This is a genomic window from Pseudoalteromonas sp. P1-25 (assembly GCF_001401805.1).
GTDB lineage: Bacteria > Pseudomonadota > Gammaproteobacteria > Enterobacterales > Alteromonadaceae > Pseudoalteromonas.
The window spans coordinates 41,079-56,605 of sequence record NZ_LKDW01000023.1; the positions used below are offsets into that span (position 1 = coordinate 41,079).

Here is a 15,527-nt window from a genome sequence, read left to right on the forward strand (position 1 = left end):
CCGCATTATTTGCGGCGTTTTTATTGACTAAAATAAACGTTGTTTAATAAATTTAAAAATAGATTTAGCTTAGTAACTCAGCCAATGGTGTGTCATCACGGAAATGATATTGCACCTGTGCAATCAGCAACTCTGCTGTGGCTAATGCATCAGTTAGCGCATTGTGATTATGATAAGCAGGCAAAGAGTAGCGACTTCGACAGTCAGTTAGCCTCAGTGAACCTACTTTTTGATTAAACAACCGCCCTATTAACCCTTGTCGGGCGCGCAATGCTCGTTGCTCAAGTTCCATAGTGTCGACTAACGCAAACTGGATCCCTTCGTTAATTCGCGCAAGTAACGCATTATTTAGAAAGTGCCGCTCTATCGCTGCATAATGTACGACCACGACTTTACCACTAAGTGCATTAAGTAGCGGTCTTAGCCGAGAGGTTAAATCAGGGGCATCATCTACCTCTGAGTGAGTAATACCATGAATAACAATCGACTCCTCACTTAAGCTTTTACGCGGTTGTACCACCCAATGTTTAGCATCTGTGCAATACACTCTTTGCAATGTAAAAGGGACTAAGCCAATACTAACTATATCGTCTACCTCACTATTTAGACCGGTTGTCTCAAAGTCAAGAGCCACAAACGAAATGTCTTTTATTGGCGTGTGCGTATCACCATAAGCGTGCTGATAAAACGCTTTTAAATGCTCATTTTTAGCGTTTTTAGCCAACGTTTTATAATGGGCCTGCCAGTCAAAATACGATTTTTTAGCCATTCGTTACTTAACACCCGCATTGGCTGAGTAGCTAAACTTTAAGTAGCTTTGTGCTTTTTCGAGTATGGCAAATGCTTCTTTTAAATTACGTTGCTCAAACGGAGAAAGCAAATGCGGGTCTATGTCGTTATCGGGCTCTTCTTCTTGCTCTATTTGCCATGCTTGATGGCGTATTCGCATCATGGCAATGTATTCTAACGCGTCACGTAAATCTTGCGCTTTACCCTCAGGTAACAGGCGTGACTCTATAATATCTTCAAGGCGTTCAAATGAATTTTGCTTACGAGAGCCTATCGCTAGTGCATGCACTCTTATTACATCAGAAAGCGGCGCGGTGCCTCGTCGCTTTAAGTTCATTGAGCGCTTATGCTGGCCGTTATGCTCCAGCACAAAGCCTTTAAAAAACCCAAGTGGCGGTGTGCGGTTTCGGGCATTAGCAGCCATATTCGCTATAAATACGCGGTTTTGTTTACTTTGTTTGGCAATAAAAATTTTTAGCTCATCGGCCCACTTTGTTTTACCCCACACCCCATCTAAATCAAAAAATATAGAGCTGTTAAGCAGTGCTTGTGGTTTGGGTAAGGCTATCCATTGTGAGAATTGATCAAACCATTGCGAGCGTGTTTTGCGCCACTTTTTAAACGAGGCCATAATCTCGCCACTGCAATAGGTATAACCACATTGCGCTAAGCCATCGCACACAAAATCAGAAATATTTTGAAAGTACTCGTTATGTTTTGCATCATCATAATTGTCATCTAAAATAAGCGCGTTATCTTGATCTGTTACAATAAGCTGCTCATCTCGCGCCATAGAGCCTAACGCTATAAAACAGTAAGGTACTGGCGGCGGACCATACTTTTCTTCAGCTAATACCAATAAGCGCTGTTTAAAAGTACGCCCTATTACGGCCATTGCCGTACCAATCATATGCGAATTAGCATCTTCATTTACCATACGCACAAATACACTCGGTAATTGGCGAGCATAATGTGCCAAATCTTCAATCGTTTGCTGCGCTAAAATACCGCGTACTAAAAGTAAGCTACTTTGCGACTCGTACCTTAAAATATCGGATAATGAAATAACCCCAATGGGACGGCGTTTTTGCACAACAGGTAAGTGGTGCAAGTTATCACGCAGCATAGCAAGCACGGCTTCAAATACATACGCATTTGAATCAAGTAGTACAAGGTTCGTCGACATAATTTTATCTGCGGTAACGTCAAGGCCTAGCCCTTGTGCTACCACTTTTGTGCGTATATCGCGGTCGGTGATAATACCGACAATTTGCCCATCGTCCTCTTCAGGATCGTCACTAATGGGTTTGTCTAAATCGGTAACTAAAACAGAAGATACCGCTTCTTCTGTCATTACTTTAGCAACATCTTGAATGGTTGTTTGAGTACTTAGCGTTACTACATCCCGGTGAATGAGTGATTTAACCTTGGCGGTTGTTAAGTCGTTACTGTCGGCTTGTTCAACTAACGCTTGGCGAAGACGTACATTGCCATCAGCTTCAAAATAATCAGCAAAACTATCAAACTCATCGCAATAACGATTAAACAATTCAAAGTTAATACAATAAACCAGCGTATCTTCCAATGCTTTAGCAGGAAAACGTACTTTACGGTTCATCAATAGGCCCATTTGGCCAAAAATCCCCCCTACATCTAAACGATTATAGAGCTCGTTATTACGACGATATATTTCCACAGAGCCACTGCGAACAATAAATAAATCAGCGATATCTTGGCCCAGCGTTAATATATCAGTTTGCGAGCGGTAGTAAGCAACCTCAACTTGTTGCGCAAGCTCGTTTAACGCGTTTGTGGGTAAGTCATCAAATGGCGGGTGCTGCGCTAGAAATTGCGCAATTTCAACTTGTTCGGCTTGCATTGAGGATTCCTTGTGGCCAGACAAAAGGCATGAATATGCTTAAGAAGCTATCTTAACAAACAAGGTCTGCCAATCAACCCATAAGCATGCCCAGCACATTATAATTTAAGAACATGGCTGGGCATGGCTTTAAGGTTAGTCTATTTTTTCAAGCTCTTGTGCGAGTTGCTTAGATTCATCCCCTCTTGGTGTGGTAAAACGTGCTAAGCCTAAGTAAATTACAGGAGTAAGATAAAGCGTAAACAATACCGCCAATGCTAAGCCGCCAAACACCACCCAGCCTATGGCATTTCGGGCCTCAGCCCCTGCGCCTGTAGAGAGAATTAACGGCAACGCACCAAGCAGTGTCGATATAAGGGTCATTGTAATTGGACGCAAACGCACCATTGAAGCTTGCTCGACAGCTTTTCTGACCGTTAAGCCTTGATCGCGTAACTGATCTGCAAATTCAACAAGCAAAATCGCATTTTTAGCGATTAAGCCTATCAGCATCACTAAACCTATTTGAGAGTAAATGTTTAACGACGTACCGGTTAAATAAAGCGCTAATATGGCCGAGGTAATACCAAAGGGAACAGTTATCATTACCACAATGGCACTATTTACATTTTCAAATTGCGCGGCCAACACTAAAAATACGATTAAAAAAGCAAGTACATAGGTTATGAGTACTTCGCTGGATGTTTCTTCATACGTTAGCGCTTCACCTTTAAACGCAAGAGCAATACCTGGCTCTAACGATTGTTCAGACACGGTTTTTATTTGCTCTACTAAAGCAGCTATGGTTAACGACTCTGGCAGTTCCATACTGAGCTCTATTGAACGACGCTGAGCATGTCGCTCAAGTTCTGCAGCCACGCCTTCTTCAGAAATATACGCCACACTACTTAACGGAACTAAACTGCCATTACCCGCTCTGATGTATAAATTTGCCAAATCACTTGGACTGTTTATGGTTTGGTTTTGCGCTTGTAGCATAATTGGCACAGACTGATCGCCAATGTTTAAATCTTCTACGTCGTCGCCATTTATTGCTGCGCGCAAGGTAATGGCAATGTCGTTTAGTGCTACTCCTAGCTCTTGTGCACGTCGTCTGTCTATATTTACACGAAGTTGTGGCTGCGATGGTTGATACGAAATACGCACAGGTGCCACCTCAGGAACAGCTTTTTCTAAGGCCGCAGAAAACTGCTGTGCCGCTTTAAATATTTGCAAATAATCTTGACCAAGTAACGCTATTTCAATGCCTCCCCCTTGGCCGCGTAAATTTAAACTATTTGCACCACCTGGGTATGCCGGTGCTCCTGGAATATCGCCAAGCGGTTGTCGTATTTTGTTAATAATTTCTTGTTGGCTAAAATGGCGCTCATCCCAATGCTTTAAAGGTACAGTGATGAACACAATATTAGGGTCCCATTGGCCTACTACAGTATAAATAGACTCGATTTCGCCACTATCGACAAACGGAAGTAAAATGTCTTCCATTTTTATCGCTTGCCTATCCATAAAGTTAAGCCCTACACCATCTGGGCCTCGTGCAAATATACGAATTTTACCTCGGTCTTCTGTGGGCAAAAGCTCACTATCTAAACTGGCGTACAATGCCCCAGAGCCCGCGGCAACCAATAAACACGCCGAAAACGTAAGCCATGCGTGGTTAAGCACCTTGTGAATTGATTTTGTATAAATTGCGCCAAGCCAGTCACCTAACTTTGCAAACGGGTGAAAGCCCCCCTGCTTTAACTTTAATTTAGAGGTAAGCGCAGGCACTAATGAAAGTGCAACAAAGCTTGATATAATCACGGCGCCTGCAAGAACACCGCCAAACTCTCTAAATAAGCGACCCGCCGTAGAGGGCAAAAATGCAATGGGTATAAATACAGCAGCCAGTACTGCGGTGGTTGCCACAACAGCAAAAAACACCTCTCGGGTCCCTATTACGGCAGCTGCTCGACGTCCTAAGCCAAGCCCTCGCTGGCGCTGAATATTTTCACTTACTACTATGGCATCATCAACAATTAGGCCAGTGGCTAATACAAGCGCCAACAAGGTTAAAATATTTATTGAAAAACCCAGTGCCCATATAAGCGCTAACGAACCAATTAAAGCAACAGGAATAGCAAAAGCAGGTACTAAAGTAGCACGCCAAGAACCAATAAATACCCATAAAGTGATTACCACTAACAGTACAGTGAGTAACAAAGAGTAAATTACTTCATCGACTGAGCTTCTTATAAATTGTGCATCATCAGAGGTAAGCGTAAATTCCATTTCAGGAAAGCGCGTTTGCATATTTTTTATAAGCTTGAGGACTTCATCTGATATTTCAATTGTATTTGATTGTGCTTGGCGAATAATTTCCATACCAATAACAGGTTTACCGTTTAGCCTTACCATAGAGCGCGGATCGGCAGGCCCAAAATAAACGGCTGAAATATCGCTAATACGGGTGTCGCCTTGAATTATTATATCGCCCACTTGCTCAGGGGTGATTGATGTAGCATCAGCACGGACAATAATTTGCTGATCGTTTGCCTTTAAACTCCCTGCAGGTACATCAAATGGAGCTTGGCTGAGCACTTGTGCTACATCGGGCACAGTTAAATTAAAGCTACTTAGTTTTAGTGGGTCTATGCGTACTCTTAATACTCGTTCTCTATCACCGTTTAAGCGTACATCTGCGACACCCTGAATGGTTAAAAATTGTGGCGCTAAGTCAACATTTACGCGCTCTGTAAGTGCTTCGAGCGATAAACTTTCACTGGATACAGTTAGCGATACAACCGCTTCGGCGTCGTTGTCGGCTTTAATAATAGACACACGCTCTACTTCCTCTGGAAGGTCACGCTCTACACGTGCAACAGACTCACGCGTCTCATTTGCAGCGTCATCTAAGTTTATCCCTGGTCTAAATTCGACCACTATACGTGCATTTCCTTCTTCACTTTGTGCACGTATTGATTTAACGCCACTTACACGTGCCACTGCGCCTTCTAATTTACTGGTTACTTCGGTATCAACGGTCTCAGGCGAGCCACCAGGAAACGGGGCCGAAACCGTAATACGTGGTCTATCCACATCAGGAAGCTCTCTTACTTCAACTCCCGCTATAGCCGCAATACCTGCAATAATAATTAATAAGTTAAGCACCACAATAAGGACTGGGCGGCGAATCGCCATCGAGGGTAAATCGTGCATCATAGGTTGCTGTTTCATACCTACTCCTGCGTATCTTGTGCAGATAAATTAAAGCTTAGTTCTTGGCCTGCACGTAAGCGTTGTACCCCTTCAACTACTAAAATATCGCCTTTAGTTAACGGCCCAGAAACCAATAATCGCCCCGCCAAACGCTGCTCTATTTTTACATCAACACGGGTTGCTTTTTTATCTACACTAGTCCATACGTATGGACCAGTTGCCCCCCACAGTAATGCAGCCTCAGGAATTGCAGCAAAACGCTCGCCTAGCACTTCAATATGTACCCTAAAGCTCATGCCGGGTAAAAATCGTTGTTTTTCATTATTTAGCTTTGCTTTAACGCGTAAAGTACGGGTTTGTGGGTCTACGCGTGAGTCTAAATAGGCGATATCAGCGTTAATGGCAGTCCCTGATTGCCAAGGAAATACCGTTAAGCTGCTTTTATTACGCAACATAGTAATGGCCGACTCAGGCGCATTAAAATTTATATAAAGGCTTGTTGTATCATCGATTGTAGCAATAGCGGTTTGCTCGGTTATTCTATCGCCTACCTCTACATCTGTAAGCCCCATAATGCCATCTATCGGCGCAATTACTTTTCTGTCTTCAAGCTCAGTTTGCGCTTGTACTAACGTTACTTTGGCAAGCTCTACAACGGTTTTAGCATCATCAACATCGCTTTTGGGTACAGCCCCTTTGGCCTGACTTTTTTCTAATCGTTTTAATATTCGCCGGGTGTCGGCAAGTCTAATTTTAGCCTCATCAAGCGCAGCTTTTTGCCTACGAGAATCAAGTTCTAGTAAAATATCACCTTTATTTACTTTATCACCTGGCTTAAAAAAAACGCCTGTTACTCTATCGCCTACTGCCGGATACATGACAACCGAATGTATTGCCTCTGTATTTCCAACTGCTTGAACCTGTTGTTTGGCGTTTTCTAATGTGATTTTTTGCACTACAACGTTTGCGCTCATTGCAGGGGTACAGATAAATATCAATGTACTGAGCACACCGATTATAAAATTATGCGATTTCAACACAACACCTTAATTAATTATTATTCCCATTACCTTACGAAGTCTAACACCTCATTGATCAATAAGTAGAATAGAGAGATAAATTAGCGAAACTATAAGATGAAATTAAATTGGTAATACCAATTTGATTTTTAAAAGGCCCCAAAAGGCTGATCATTTATACAAATACAGGCAGGATTAAACTAAAAAGTGGCTATTTAAATAAAAAAGCCCAGTATAAACTGGGCTATGCAAATAATAAGGAGTTAGAGATTATTTACCACGCTGCGCATCTTTTTGAGCTTTTTTAGCTTCTTTACGTTGTTGTAAAACCGCTTGCGCTTCATTACCAATATGCCCTTCACCACGAGCTTGTGCTAATTCTATTTGCTTTTGACGCTCAGCAAAACGAGCACGCTGCTCATCGGTTACATTGTCAATACAGTGATGGCACGAAACACCTTCCATGTATTCTGGCTTTTGCTTTTCTTCTTCTGTAATCGGCATACGACAGGCATGGCATTGATCGTAAGAGCCTTTTTGTAAATCATGATTTACTGCTACACGATTATCAAAAACAAAGCACTCACCTTCCCACATTGTTTCTTCTTTTGGCACTTCTTCTAGGTATTTTAAAATACCGCCTTCAAGGTGGTAAACTTCATCAAACCCTTGCTCTTTCATGTAAGCCGTTGATTTTTCGCAGCGAATACCGCCGGTACAAAACATGGCTACTTTTTTGTGTTTTTCTGGGTCTAAATTTTCTTTAGCCCACTGAGGGAATTCACGGAAAGTTTTGGTATTAGGATCGACTGCATTTTGAAAAGTACCAATTTCAATTTCGTAATCGTTACGTGTATCAATTAAAATTACATCAGGGTCAGATATTAATGCATTCCACTCTTTAGGTTTAACATAGCTACCCACTACTTTAAGTGGATCAATCCCTTCAACGCCCATAGTAACAATTTCGTTTTTTAGTTTTACTTTAGTACGGTAAAACGGGCATTCGTCATCGTATGATTCTTTAGTTACTATGTCTTTTAGGTTTTCTTGTGTATCTAACCACGCCAGTAAGTTATCTATTCCTTCGCGCTTAGCCGATACAGTACCGTTGATACCTTCAGCAGCAAGCAATAGAGTACCGCGTACTTCGTTTGCTTCCATTACTTCTAAAAGGGGTTTACGTAGTGCTTCAAAATTTGGCAAACCTACAAATTTGTACATTGCACACACTACAAAGTGCTCGTTTGTCACATTATCTTTATGAACAGCAGTCATTTTACTTCCTATTTTGCTTTGATAGCCTTAAGTGGCGTTTACCGAATCGTAAATCCGGCGCATATGGGGCGCGTATTTTACGCTTTTTATAATTAATTGCAAAAAATAGCGCGTTAGAATGGTTTTTACTGTCGGCATAACCCTTGTGTAAGCTATAATGCGGCCATTAATTTAAGTTGCACATTGGAGAACACGACTTTGCACTTTACTGATCTTGGGATTGATACTCGCCTTGAAACACAATTAGCACATCAAGGGATCACCCAGCCCACAGATATTCAAGCACATGCAGTGCCTACCGCACTTGCAGGGCATGACATTTTTGCTCAGTCTAAAACTGGGTCGGGCAAAACATTAGCGTTTTTATTACCTGCTGTTCAGCGAGTTATGAAACAAAAAGCGCTCAGTAAACGCGATCCACGTGTCCTCATCGTTGCACCAACCCGTGAGCTTGCAACGCAAGTATTTACTCAATTACGTTTATTAATTGCGGGCACAAACATTAAAGCTGTAAAAATACTCGGTGGCGAGAACTTTAACGATCAGATTAAAGCGCTTCGTAACGACCCGCACTTTGTTGTGGCAACCCCAGGGCGTTTGGCCGATCACATTACAAAACGCTCATTACAATTAAGCGGGTTAGAGTTATTAATTTTTGATGAAGCTGACCGTATTTTAGACTTAGGTTTTACTGAGCAACTTAAGATGATTAACGAGCAAGCGAATCACCGCTTGCGCCAAACATTACTTTTTTCAGCGACTTTAGATCACGCTCAAGTCGATGCCTTATCGCGTAATTTATTAAAAAAACCAAAGCAAATTACTTTGAGCGCCGCAAACGAGCAACACAGTGATATTAAACAAACACTCTATTTAGCCGATCACCTTGATCATAAAGAAGCGTTACTTGAGCATTTTTTAAAGCAGGACAATGTTGGCCAATGTATTATTTTTACAGCAACCCGTGCTGATACCGGCCGTTTGAGTGAAGCATTAAATGCAAAAGGTTTTAAATCGGTGGCTTTAGCTGGCGATTTAACACAGAGCAAACGCCTTGAGATCATGGACTCGTTTAGCCGTGAAAACTTTAAAATTTTGATCACCACTGACGTCGCTTCACGTGGACTCGATTTATTAAGTGTAACGCATGTAATCAACTTTGATTTACCAAAACACGCTGAAGAGTATGTACACCGTATAGGTCGTACAGGCCGTGCGGGATTTAAAGGTAATGCACTATCGCTAGTAGGTCCTAAAGACTGGGCAAGTTACTTAGCAATTAAGTCGTTTTTGAACGACGAACTGGTTTTTGCAAGCGTTGATGGCCTTAAAGCTAAATTTAAAGGTATAAAACAGAAAAAGCCTGCAACAGCCGCTGTAAAAACTAAAAAAGTTGCACAGGTCAAAAAGCCGCAAGTTAAACGCAAGGCAAAACCTAAAAAACCAGCTGCACCTATAAAAGCCCCATTGAACATTGATGGCAATTCACCAATGCGCCGTAAAAAAAAGCCTGAGCAGGAATAATTATGAGTTACCTAGGAACAACACAAACCTTATTTGTTAAAGAAGTGAGCAATGAAGGTGCTTACCTTGATGGCCACGATTTAGGGGAAGTGTTTTTACCCAAGCATGAAATTAAAGATGAACTCGAAGCTGGAGATAGCATAAGCGTTTTCATTTTTTTAGATAACGCAAACTTACCTACAGCAACAGTAAAAAAACCTCACGCCCAAGTTGGTGAATATGCATTACTTCGTGTTAAAGAAATAAATAGCATTGGTGCTTTTTTAGATTGGGGGCTCGAAAAAGATGTTTTAGCGCCTTTTAACGAGCAAAAGCCACGTATGCAAGAAGGTCATTCCTATTTAGTTCGCTTGTACTTGGATAACGCGAGCCAACGTATTTGCGCATCAAGTAACTTTAATCGCTTTTTATCAAAAGATGAGCCTCAATACACTCACCTTCAAGAAGTTGATTTAATTGTGGCTGGTAAAACCGATATTGGCTACAAAGTGCTTATTGAAGAGTCTCACTTTGGTGTTGTTTTTTACAACATGGTGTTTAAAAACTTATTTGTAGGGCAAAAGCTTAAAGGCTTTATTCAAAAAGTACGTGAAGACGGAAAAATAGACGTCATCCTTGAAAAGCCAGGCATGGGTAAAGTAAGTGAGCTTGGTGATAAAATAATGGAAAAACTTAAAAACGAAGGCGGCATACTAGCCATTGGTGATAAATCTGATCCTGAGCTTATCAAAAAAGTATTTTCAACCAGTAAAGCTAACTACAAAAAAGCCATTGGTGGTTTATTTAAGCAAGGCTTGATTGATATAGAAGCAAAATCTATTCGCTTAAAATAGGCGTACACTTTTTATAAGCGCTAACATTATGTTAGCGCTTTTAATTAAAAACGTTTTAAATAGTTTAATTAAATGATTGTTGATAGGTGATAAAACGTTTTGATGAATAAAACGTGAGTTAGCCATTATCACTAACGGCACTTATATTGCCCTACTCTTTGCCTTCACGTTGTAGTGAGTGAAATTTATGAAACAAAGCTAACACTGGATTTTCTCCCCCCAAAATAAGTAGGGAATTGCTAATAGGCATTAGCCCATAATACGCTTATACGGTAACGTACATTCAGTATATTGCTTTGAATAATCAAGTATTTCAGCTTTGGTTTCTAAGCTGAGCGGTGCTAACCTAAATACTTTATTTTCACATTCACTTTGTTTGCTATCGTGATTCGAAATACATTCCGAGGTAGTCACGTTTTGCCGCGTTAAGCGCTCTTCATTTTTATAGCATAAGTGGTGTGCATAGCCATGCATGGTTTGTTTAAACTCAAATAAATCTACGGGGTAATTCGCGACGAGATCAGTAATCGCCGCAACACCATCATATGCTTTACTCGAAAAAACATATTTATTAACTGAAAAAACCGCAACAACGATTAATATAGATCCAAAAATTAACTTCAAAATAAACCCCTTACTGCATTCTTAGTACTAATGTAGCATAAAAATGTATTCATAAAAGGGGTTTAGCACTAAATAATTGCTTTTTGTTAATTTAAATTAGCGAGCTGTTAACATCATTCAAAGTTTGCACTGGATTTGATGATTGTGTGATTGGTCTACCAATCACTAAGTAATCGCTACCGGCTTCAATAGCTTGCTTAGGTGTCATAATCCGCTTTTGGTCGCCTAAATCACTTCCCGCAGGGCGAATGCCTGGGGTAATTAACTTAAATTCGCTACCAAAGTGTTCTTTTAACACTTTAGCTTCTTGAGCTGAGCATACCACCCCATCAAGCCCTGCTTCTTTTGTTAATTGTGCTAAATGGATAACTTGTTCTTGCGCTGATTTTTCAACGCCCAATCGCTTTAACTCAGTTTCATCCATGCTGGTTAGCACTGTTACTGCAATTAATAAAGGTGCTTTATCGCCAAACTTTTCAAGTGCCAGCTTTGCTTTATTCATCATTTCAAAACCACCTGATGCATGAACGTTTACCATCCAAACGCCCATATTAGCCGCTGCGGTAACCGCTTTTGCCACTGTGTTAGGGATATCATGAAATTTTAAATCTAAAAATACGTCAAAGCCTAAATCAATTAACTGTTTAACGAATGCAGGCCCGAAATAAGTAAACATTTCTTTGCCTACTTTTAATCGACACGACTCTGGTGAGAGTTTTTTTACAAAATTAAGAGCCGCCTCTTGTGAATCGTAATCTAGGGCAATAAGAACTTTTTTTGTATCTTCTAAAGACATAACTATCCTAATGAATGGCAGTAAAGTTATAAATAGTTGGGGGTTATTAAAATCCGTCTAGGCCTCTACTTGGTACAATGGTTTCCCAATGTTTACAAGATGGGCAGTTCCAATAAATGGTGTGGCTTGTAAAACCACAATGTTGGCATTGAAAGTCTGGTTTTGTAGATATATATGACGTAACTAGCTTATCAATTTCATCAAGTACCTCTTTGGTATTTGGATTTTTATCAGCCATTAGCTGTAATAAAAAGCTAAAACCTCTAATTGTTGGCTGACGTTTTAAGCTGTCAGTTAAAAACTCAAATGCCTGTCTGGTATTTCCCTGCTCTAACAATGCTTGGCAATGTTTTATTTTTATTAGTACCCCACCTTTGTCGAGCAAGTCACATAATAAATCATGAAATTGATGCGTTAAATTTAAGTGCTTATAACTATGTGCAAGCTGGTCAATAAACAAAGGCGCAAACAATGTAAATTGGCAGACTAATTCACGCCAATAATAAATAGCTTTTACGTAGTCTTCGCTTGTGTAAGCCGATAACCCCAATTCGTATAAAGGGCGAACCGCTTTGTAATTTAAACTAATGGCTTTGCTCATTAATTGCGGCTTATTTTCGCTTAGGGCCGCCTCGCTATAAAAATTAGCAATGGCTTTAAAATGCTGCTCTTTAACAAATAACTCACCGTGTGCTTCGAACATATTAATGCCCTTTTCCCACTCTCGAGTTTGCGAATAAAGAGCAATAATAGGGTCAAGCGCTTGTTCATGCCCAGCTTTAACAAGCCACACTAAATGTTCTTCTGCACCGTCTAATAAGCCGGCCATAATATAATCTTCGGCTAGTTCTAAACGGCTAGTGGCAGCTTGTTGCTCATTTAAACTTGGGTGTTTTAAAAGGAGTTCATGGATTTTTATTGCGCGGTCAAGCTCACCTCTTCGGCGAAACATGGTAGCAAGGGTTGAATAGTGGTCGACAGAATCAGCAGCAACCTCTAATAGATTGATTAGATGCTCTAAGCCCTGATCTTCTTCTCTGTCTAGTAAAAACTTTAAGCCTTTACTGTATTCAGAAGTAATTTGACGGTTGAGTTGATGAGCTTGGTTTTTTGCACTATTTTTGCCCATAATCCAGCCGTAACCGGCAGCAACAGGCAGTAGTAAAAACAAAAGCTCAATCATGATTAGGTGTCTTTATTAGCAATAAGCTTACTATTATTTTTTTCTGGCGCTAATTGTTTTTTTAAGCGGTAGTTTTGCCACTTTAATTTAGAAAACAATTTAAAGCTAATAAAACACCCTATTGTTACACCCAGTATAAAGCAGATACTTATTATTACAGCGAGTGGTAAGGTATTACTGGCAATAATGTAATTTATTTGTACCAATTGTGGATTTTGAGAACCCAATAAAAATGCGCAAAATAGGCATAGTACAACCAGAATAATTTTTAATACCTTAAACAAGTAACTACTCCAACTGGTTAACTAGGCAATACTCTCATTTACGCGATCGCGTAATTCTTTGCCTGGTTTAAAATGAGGTACATGCTTACCATCAAGCTCTACTGTATCGCCAGTCTTAGGATTACGACCTGTGCGAGGAGCGCGGTAATGCAAAGAGAAACTACCAAAACCTCTGATCTCAATACGATCTGAAGTAGATAATGAGCCGGCCATTTGTTCAAGAATTTCTTTTACTGCATTTTCAACATCTTTCACTGGAACGTGTGCGTGCTGTTCGGCAAGTGTTTCTATCAGTTCTGACTTAGTCATAGCGTTTCCTTAAAGAGAATAGTGGAAGGGCAAAACTGCCCTTCCAATTAAAAACTAATTAGTAATTAGTCTTTTTGTGCATTTGCGAAAGCAGCTGCCATTGCGTTTTCAAACACTGGCTCTTCTTTCTTAAGCTTCTCTAGTACTTCTTTCTCTTCTGCTTCGAAAAGAGCTTTAACAGATAAGCTTAAAGTGCGGTTCTTACGATCAACGCCAACGTATTTAGCTTCGATTTCGTCGCCTACAGAAACAACAGTCGTTGCATCTTCAACGCGCTCTTGAGCGATATCAGCTACACGGATGTAACCTTCAACGCCTTCGATAAGCTCTACAGTTGCGCCTTTCGCATCAACTTCAGTCACTTTACCTTTAACAATAGCACCTTTTTTGTTTGCATCAAGGTAGTTATTGAACGGGTCAGCTTCGATTTGCTTAACACCTAGAGAGATACGCTCACGCTCTGGGTCAACTTGCAGAACGATAGCAGTGATTTCGTCGCCTTTCTTGAATTCACGTACAGCTTCTTCGCCTGGCGTGTTCCAAGAAATGTCTGAAAGGTGTACAAGACCATCAATACCACCGTCAAGACCGATAAAGATACCGAAGTCAGTGATTGATTTGATCTTACCAGTAACTTGGTCGCCTTTGTTTTGTAGACGAGCAAATTCCTGCCAAGGATTAGCAATACATTGCTTAAGACCAAGAGAAATACGACGACGCTCTTCGTCGATTTCAAGAACCATAACTTCAACAGTGTCACCTAGTGAAACAACTTTTGAAGGGTGGATGTTCTTGTTAGTCCAATCCATTTCAGAAACGTGAACTAGACCTTCAACGCCTTCTTCGATTTCTACGAAGCAACCGTAATCAGTAAGGTTAGTTACACGACCAGAAAGCTTAGAACCTTCTGGGTAGCGACCAGCGATAGCTGCCCATGGATCTTCGCCAAGCTGTTTAAGGCCTAGAGATACACGAGTTTTATCTTTGTCGAATTTAAGAACTTTAACTGCGATTTCGTCGCCAACATTAACGATTTCTGAAGGGTGCTTAACACGCTTCCACGCCATATCAGTGATGTGTAGTAGACCATCAACACCACCAAGGTCAACGAATGCACCGTAGTCAGTAAGGTTCTTAACGATACCTTTAACTTCTTGACCTTCAACAAGGTTAGCAAGAAGCTCTTCACGCTCTTGTGAGTTTTCAGATTCGATAACTGCACGACGTGAAACAACAACGTTGTTACGTTTTTGGTCAAGCTTGATTACTTTAAATTCAAGCTCTTTGCCTTCAAGGTGAGTTGTGTCACGTACTGGACGAACATCAACAAGTGAACCAGGTAGGAAAGCACGGATTGAATCAACTTCAACTGTGAAACCGCCTTTAACTTTACCGTTGATAACACCAGTAACAGTCTCTTGCTCTTCACATGCTTTCTCAAGACGGATCCACGCTTCGTGACGCTTCGCTTTCTCACGAGAAAGGATAGTTTCACCGAAACCGTCTTCGATTGCATCTAGTGCAACATCTACTTCGTCGCCTACAGCAACTTCTAGTTCACCAGCAGCATTTTTGAACTGCTCTGCAGGGATAGCACTTTCTGATTTAAGACCAGCATCTACAAGTACAATGTTATTCTCGATTGAGATTACTGTACCTTTAACAATAGAGCCTTGCTCTGCTTCAAAACCCTTTAAGCTTTCTTCAAATAACTGCGCAAAATTTTCTGACATACGAATATACGTCTCATATATTAATACCAATAAGCAACCATGCTGCATGGGGTTGTTAAAATAGCACTGGCGTCCTGC

The 15,527-nt window shown here is 40.8% G+C and carries 13 protein-coding genes; 2 read left to right on the plus strand and 11 right to left on the minus strand.

Annotation, left to right across the window (positions count from 1 at the left end):
• Positions 1-64: 64 nt before the first annotated feature.
• The 5 genes from AN393_RS13940 to AN393_RS13960 form a co-directional block, all read right to left on the minus strand.
• Positions 65-769, minus strand: a complete 705-nt coding sequence (locus AN393_RS13940) for a 3'-5' exonuclease (protein ID WP_055016047.1) — start codon at positions 767-769, stop codon at positions 65-67.
• Between the two features lie 3 nt (positions 770-772).
• On the minus strand, positions 773-2,668 hold the full coding sequence (locus AN393_RS13945) for a DUF294 nucleotidyltransferase-like domain-containing protein (protein ID WP_055016048.1): 1,896 nt from the start codon (positions 2,666-2,668) through the stop codon (positions 773-775).
• Positions 2,669-2,803: 135 nt separating this feature from the next.
• Positions 2,804-5,884: an efflux RND transporter permease subunit gene (locus tag AN393_RS13950; protein ID WP_055018409.1), complete on the minus strand. Its 3,081-nt coding sequence runs from the start codon at positions 5,882-5,884 to the stop codon at positions 2,804-2,806.
• A gap of 2 nt (positions 5,885-5,886) precedes the next feature.
• Positions 5,887-6,903 (minus strand): efflux RND transporter periplasmic adaptor subunit, encoded by a 1,017-nt coding sequence (locus AN393_RS13955; RefSeq protein WP_055018410.1) that lies wholly within the window; start codon positions 6,901-6,903, stop codon positions 5,887-5,889.
• Positions 6,904-7,155: 252 nt separating this feature from the next.
• A complete protein-coding gene (locus AN393_RS13960) occupies positions 7,156-8,163 on the minus strand; it encodes a rhodanese-related sulfurtransferase (protein ID WP_055016051.1) in 1,008 nt (335 codons plus the stop codon).
• A gap of 198 nt (positions 8,164-8,361) precedes the next feature.
• Between AN393_RS13960 and AN393_RS13965 the strand changes: the two genes are divergently transcribed.
• Complete coding sequence (locus AN393_RS13965) at positions 8,362-9,687, plus strand: DEAD/DEAH box helicase (protein WP_055018411.1); 1,326 nt, start codon at positions 8,362-8,364, stop codon at positions 9,685-9,687.
• Positions 9,688-9,689: 2 nt separating this feature from the next.
• Complete coding sequence (locus AN393_RS13970) at positions 9,690-10,520, plus strand: S1 RNA-binding domain-containing protein (RefSeq protein WP_055016053.1); 831 nt, start codon at positions 9,690-9,692, stop codon at positions 10,518-10,520.
• Between the two features lie 249 nt (positions 10,521-10,769).
• On the opposite strand, the gene AN393_RS13975 is transcribed toward AN393_RS13970, so the two are convergent.
• The 6 genes from AN393_RS13975 to rpsA form a co-directional block, all read right to left on the minus strand.
• Entirely contained in the window at positions 10,770-11,144 is a 375-nt protein-coding gene (locus AN393_RS13975; RefSeq protein ID WP_055016054.1) for a hypothetical protein, read from the minus strand.
• A 91-nt stretch (positions 11,145-11,235) separates the two neighbouring features.
• Positions 11,236-11,940: an orotidine-5'-phosphate decarboxylase gene (gene pyrF, locus AN393_RS13980; protein WP_055016055.1), complete on the minus strand. Its 705-nt coding sequence runs from the start codon at positions 11,938-11,940 to the stop codon at positions 11,236-11,238.
• A 46-nt stretch (positions 11,941-11,986) separates the two neighbouring features.
• Positions 11,987-13,123, minus strand: a complete 1,137-nt coding sequence (gene lapB / locus AN393_RS13985; protein WP_055018412.1) for a lipopolysaccharide assembly protein LapB — start codon at positions 13,121-13,123, stop codon at positions 11,987-11,989.
• A 2-nt stretch (positions 13,124-13,125) separates the two neighbouring features.
• Entirely contained in the window at positions 13,126-13,407 is a 282-nt protein-coding gene (locus AN393_RS13990; protein WP_055018413.1) for a lipopolysaccharide assembly protein LapA domain-containing protein, read from the minus strand.
• 21 nt (positions 13,408-13,428) lie between these two features.
• Entirely contained in the window at positions 13,429-13,716 is a 288-nt protein-coding gene (gene ihfB / locus AN393_RS13995) for an integration host factor subunit beta (protein WP_004587872.1), read from the minus strand.
• 65 nt (positions 13,717-13,781) lie between these two features.
• On the minus strand, positions 13,782-15,449 hold the full coding sequence (gene rpsA, locus AN393_RS14000) for a 30S ribosomal protein S1 (RefSeq protein WP_055016073.1): 1,668 nt from the start codon (positions 15,447-15,449) through the stop codon (positions 13,782-13,784).
• Positions 15,450-15,527 lie beyond the last annotated feature (78 nt).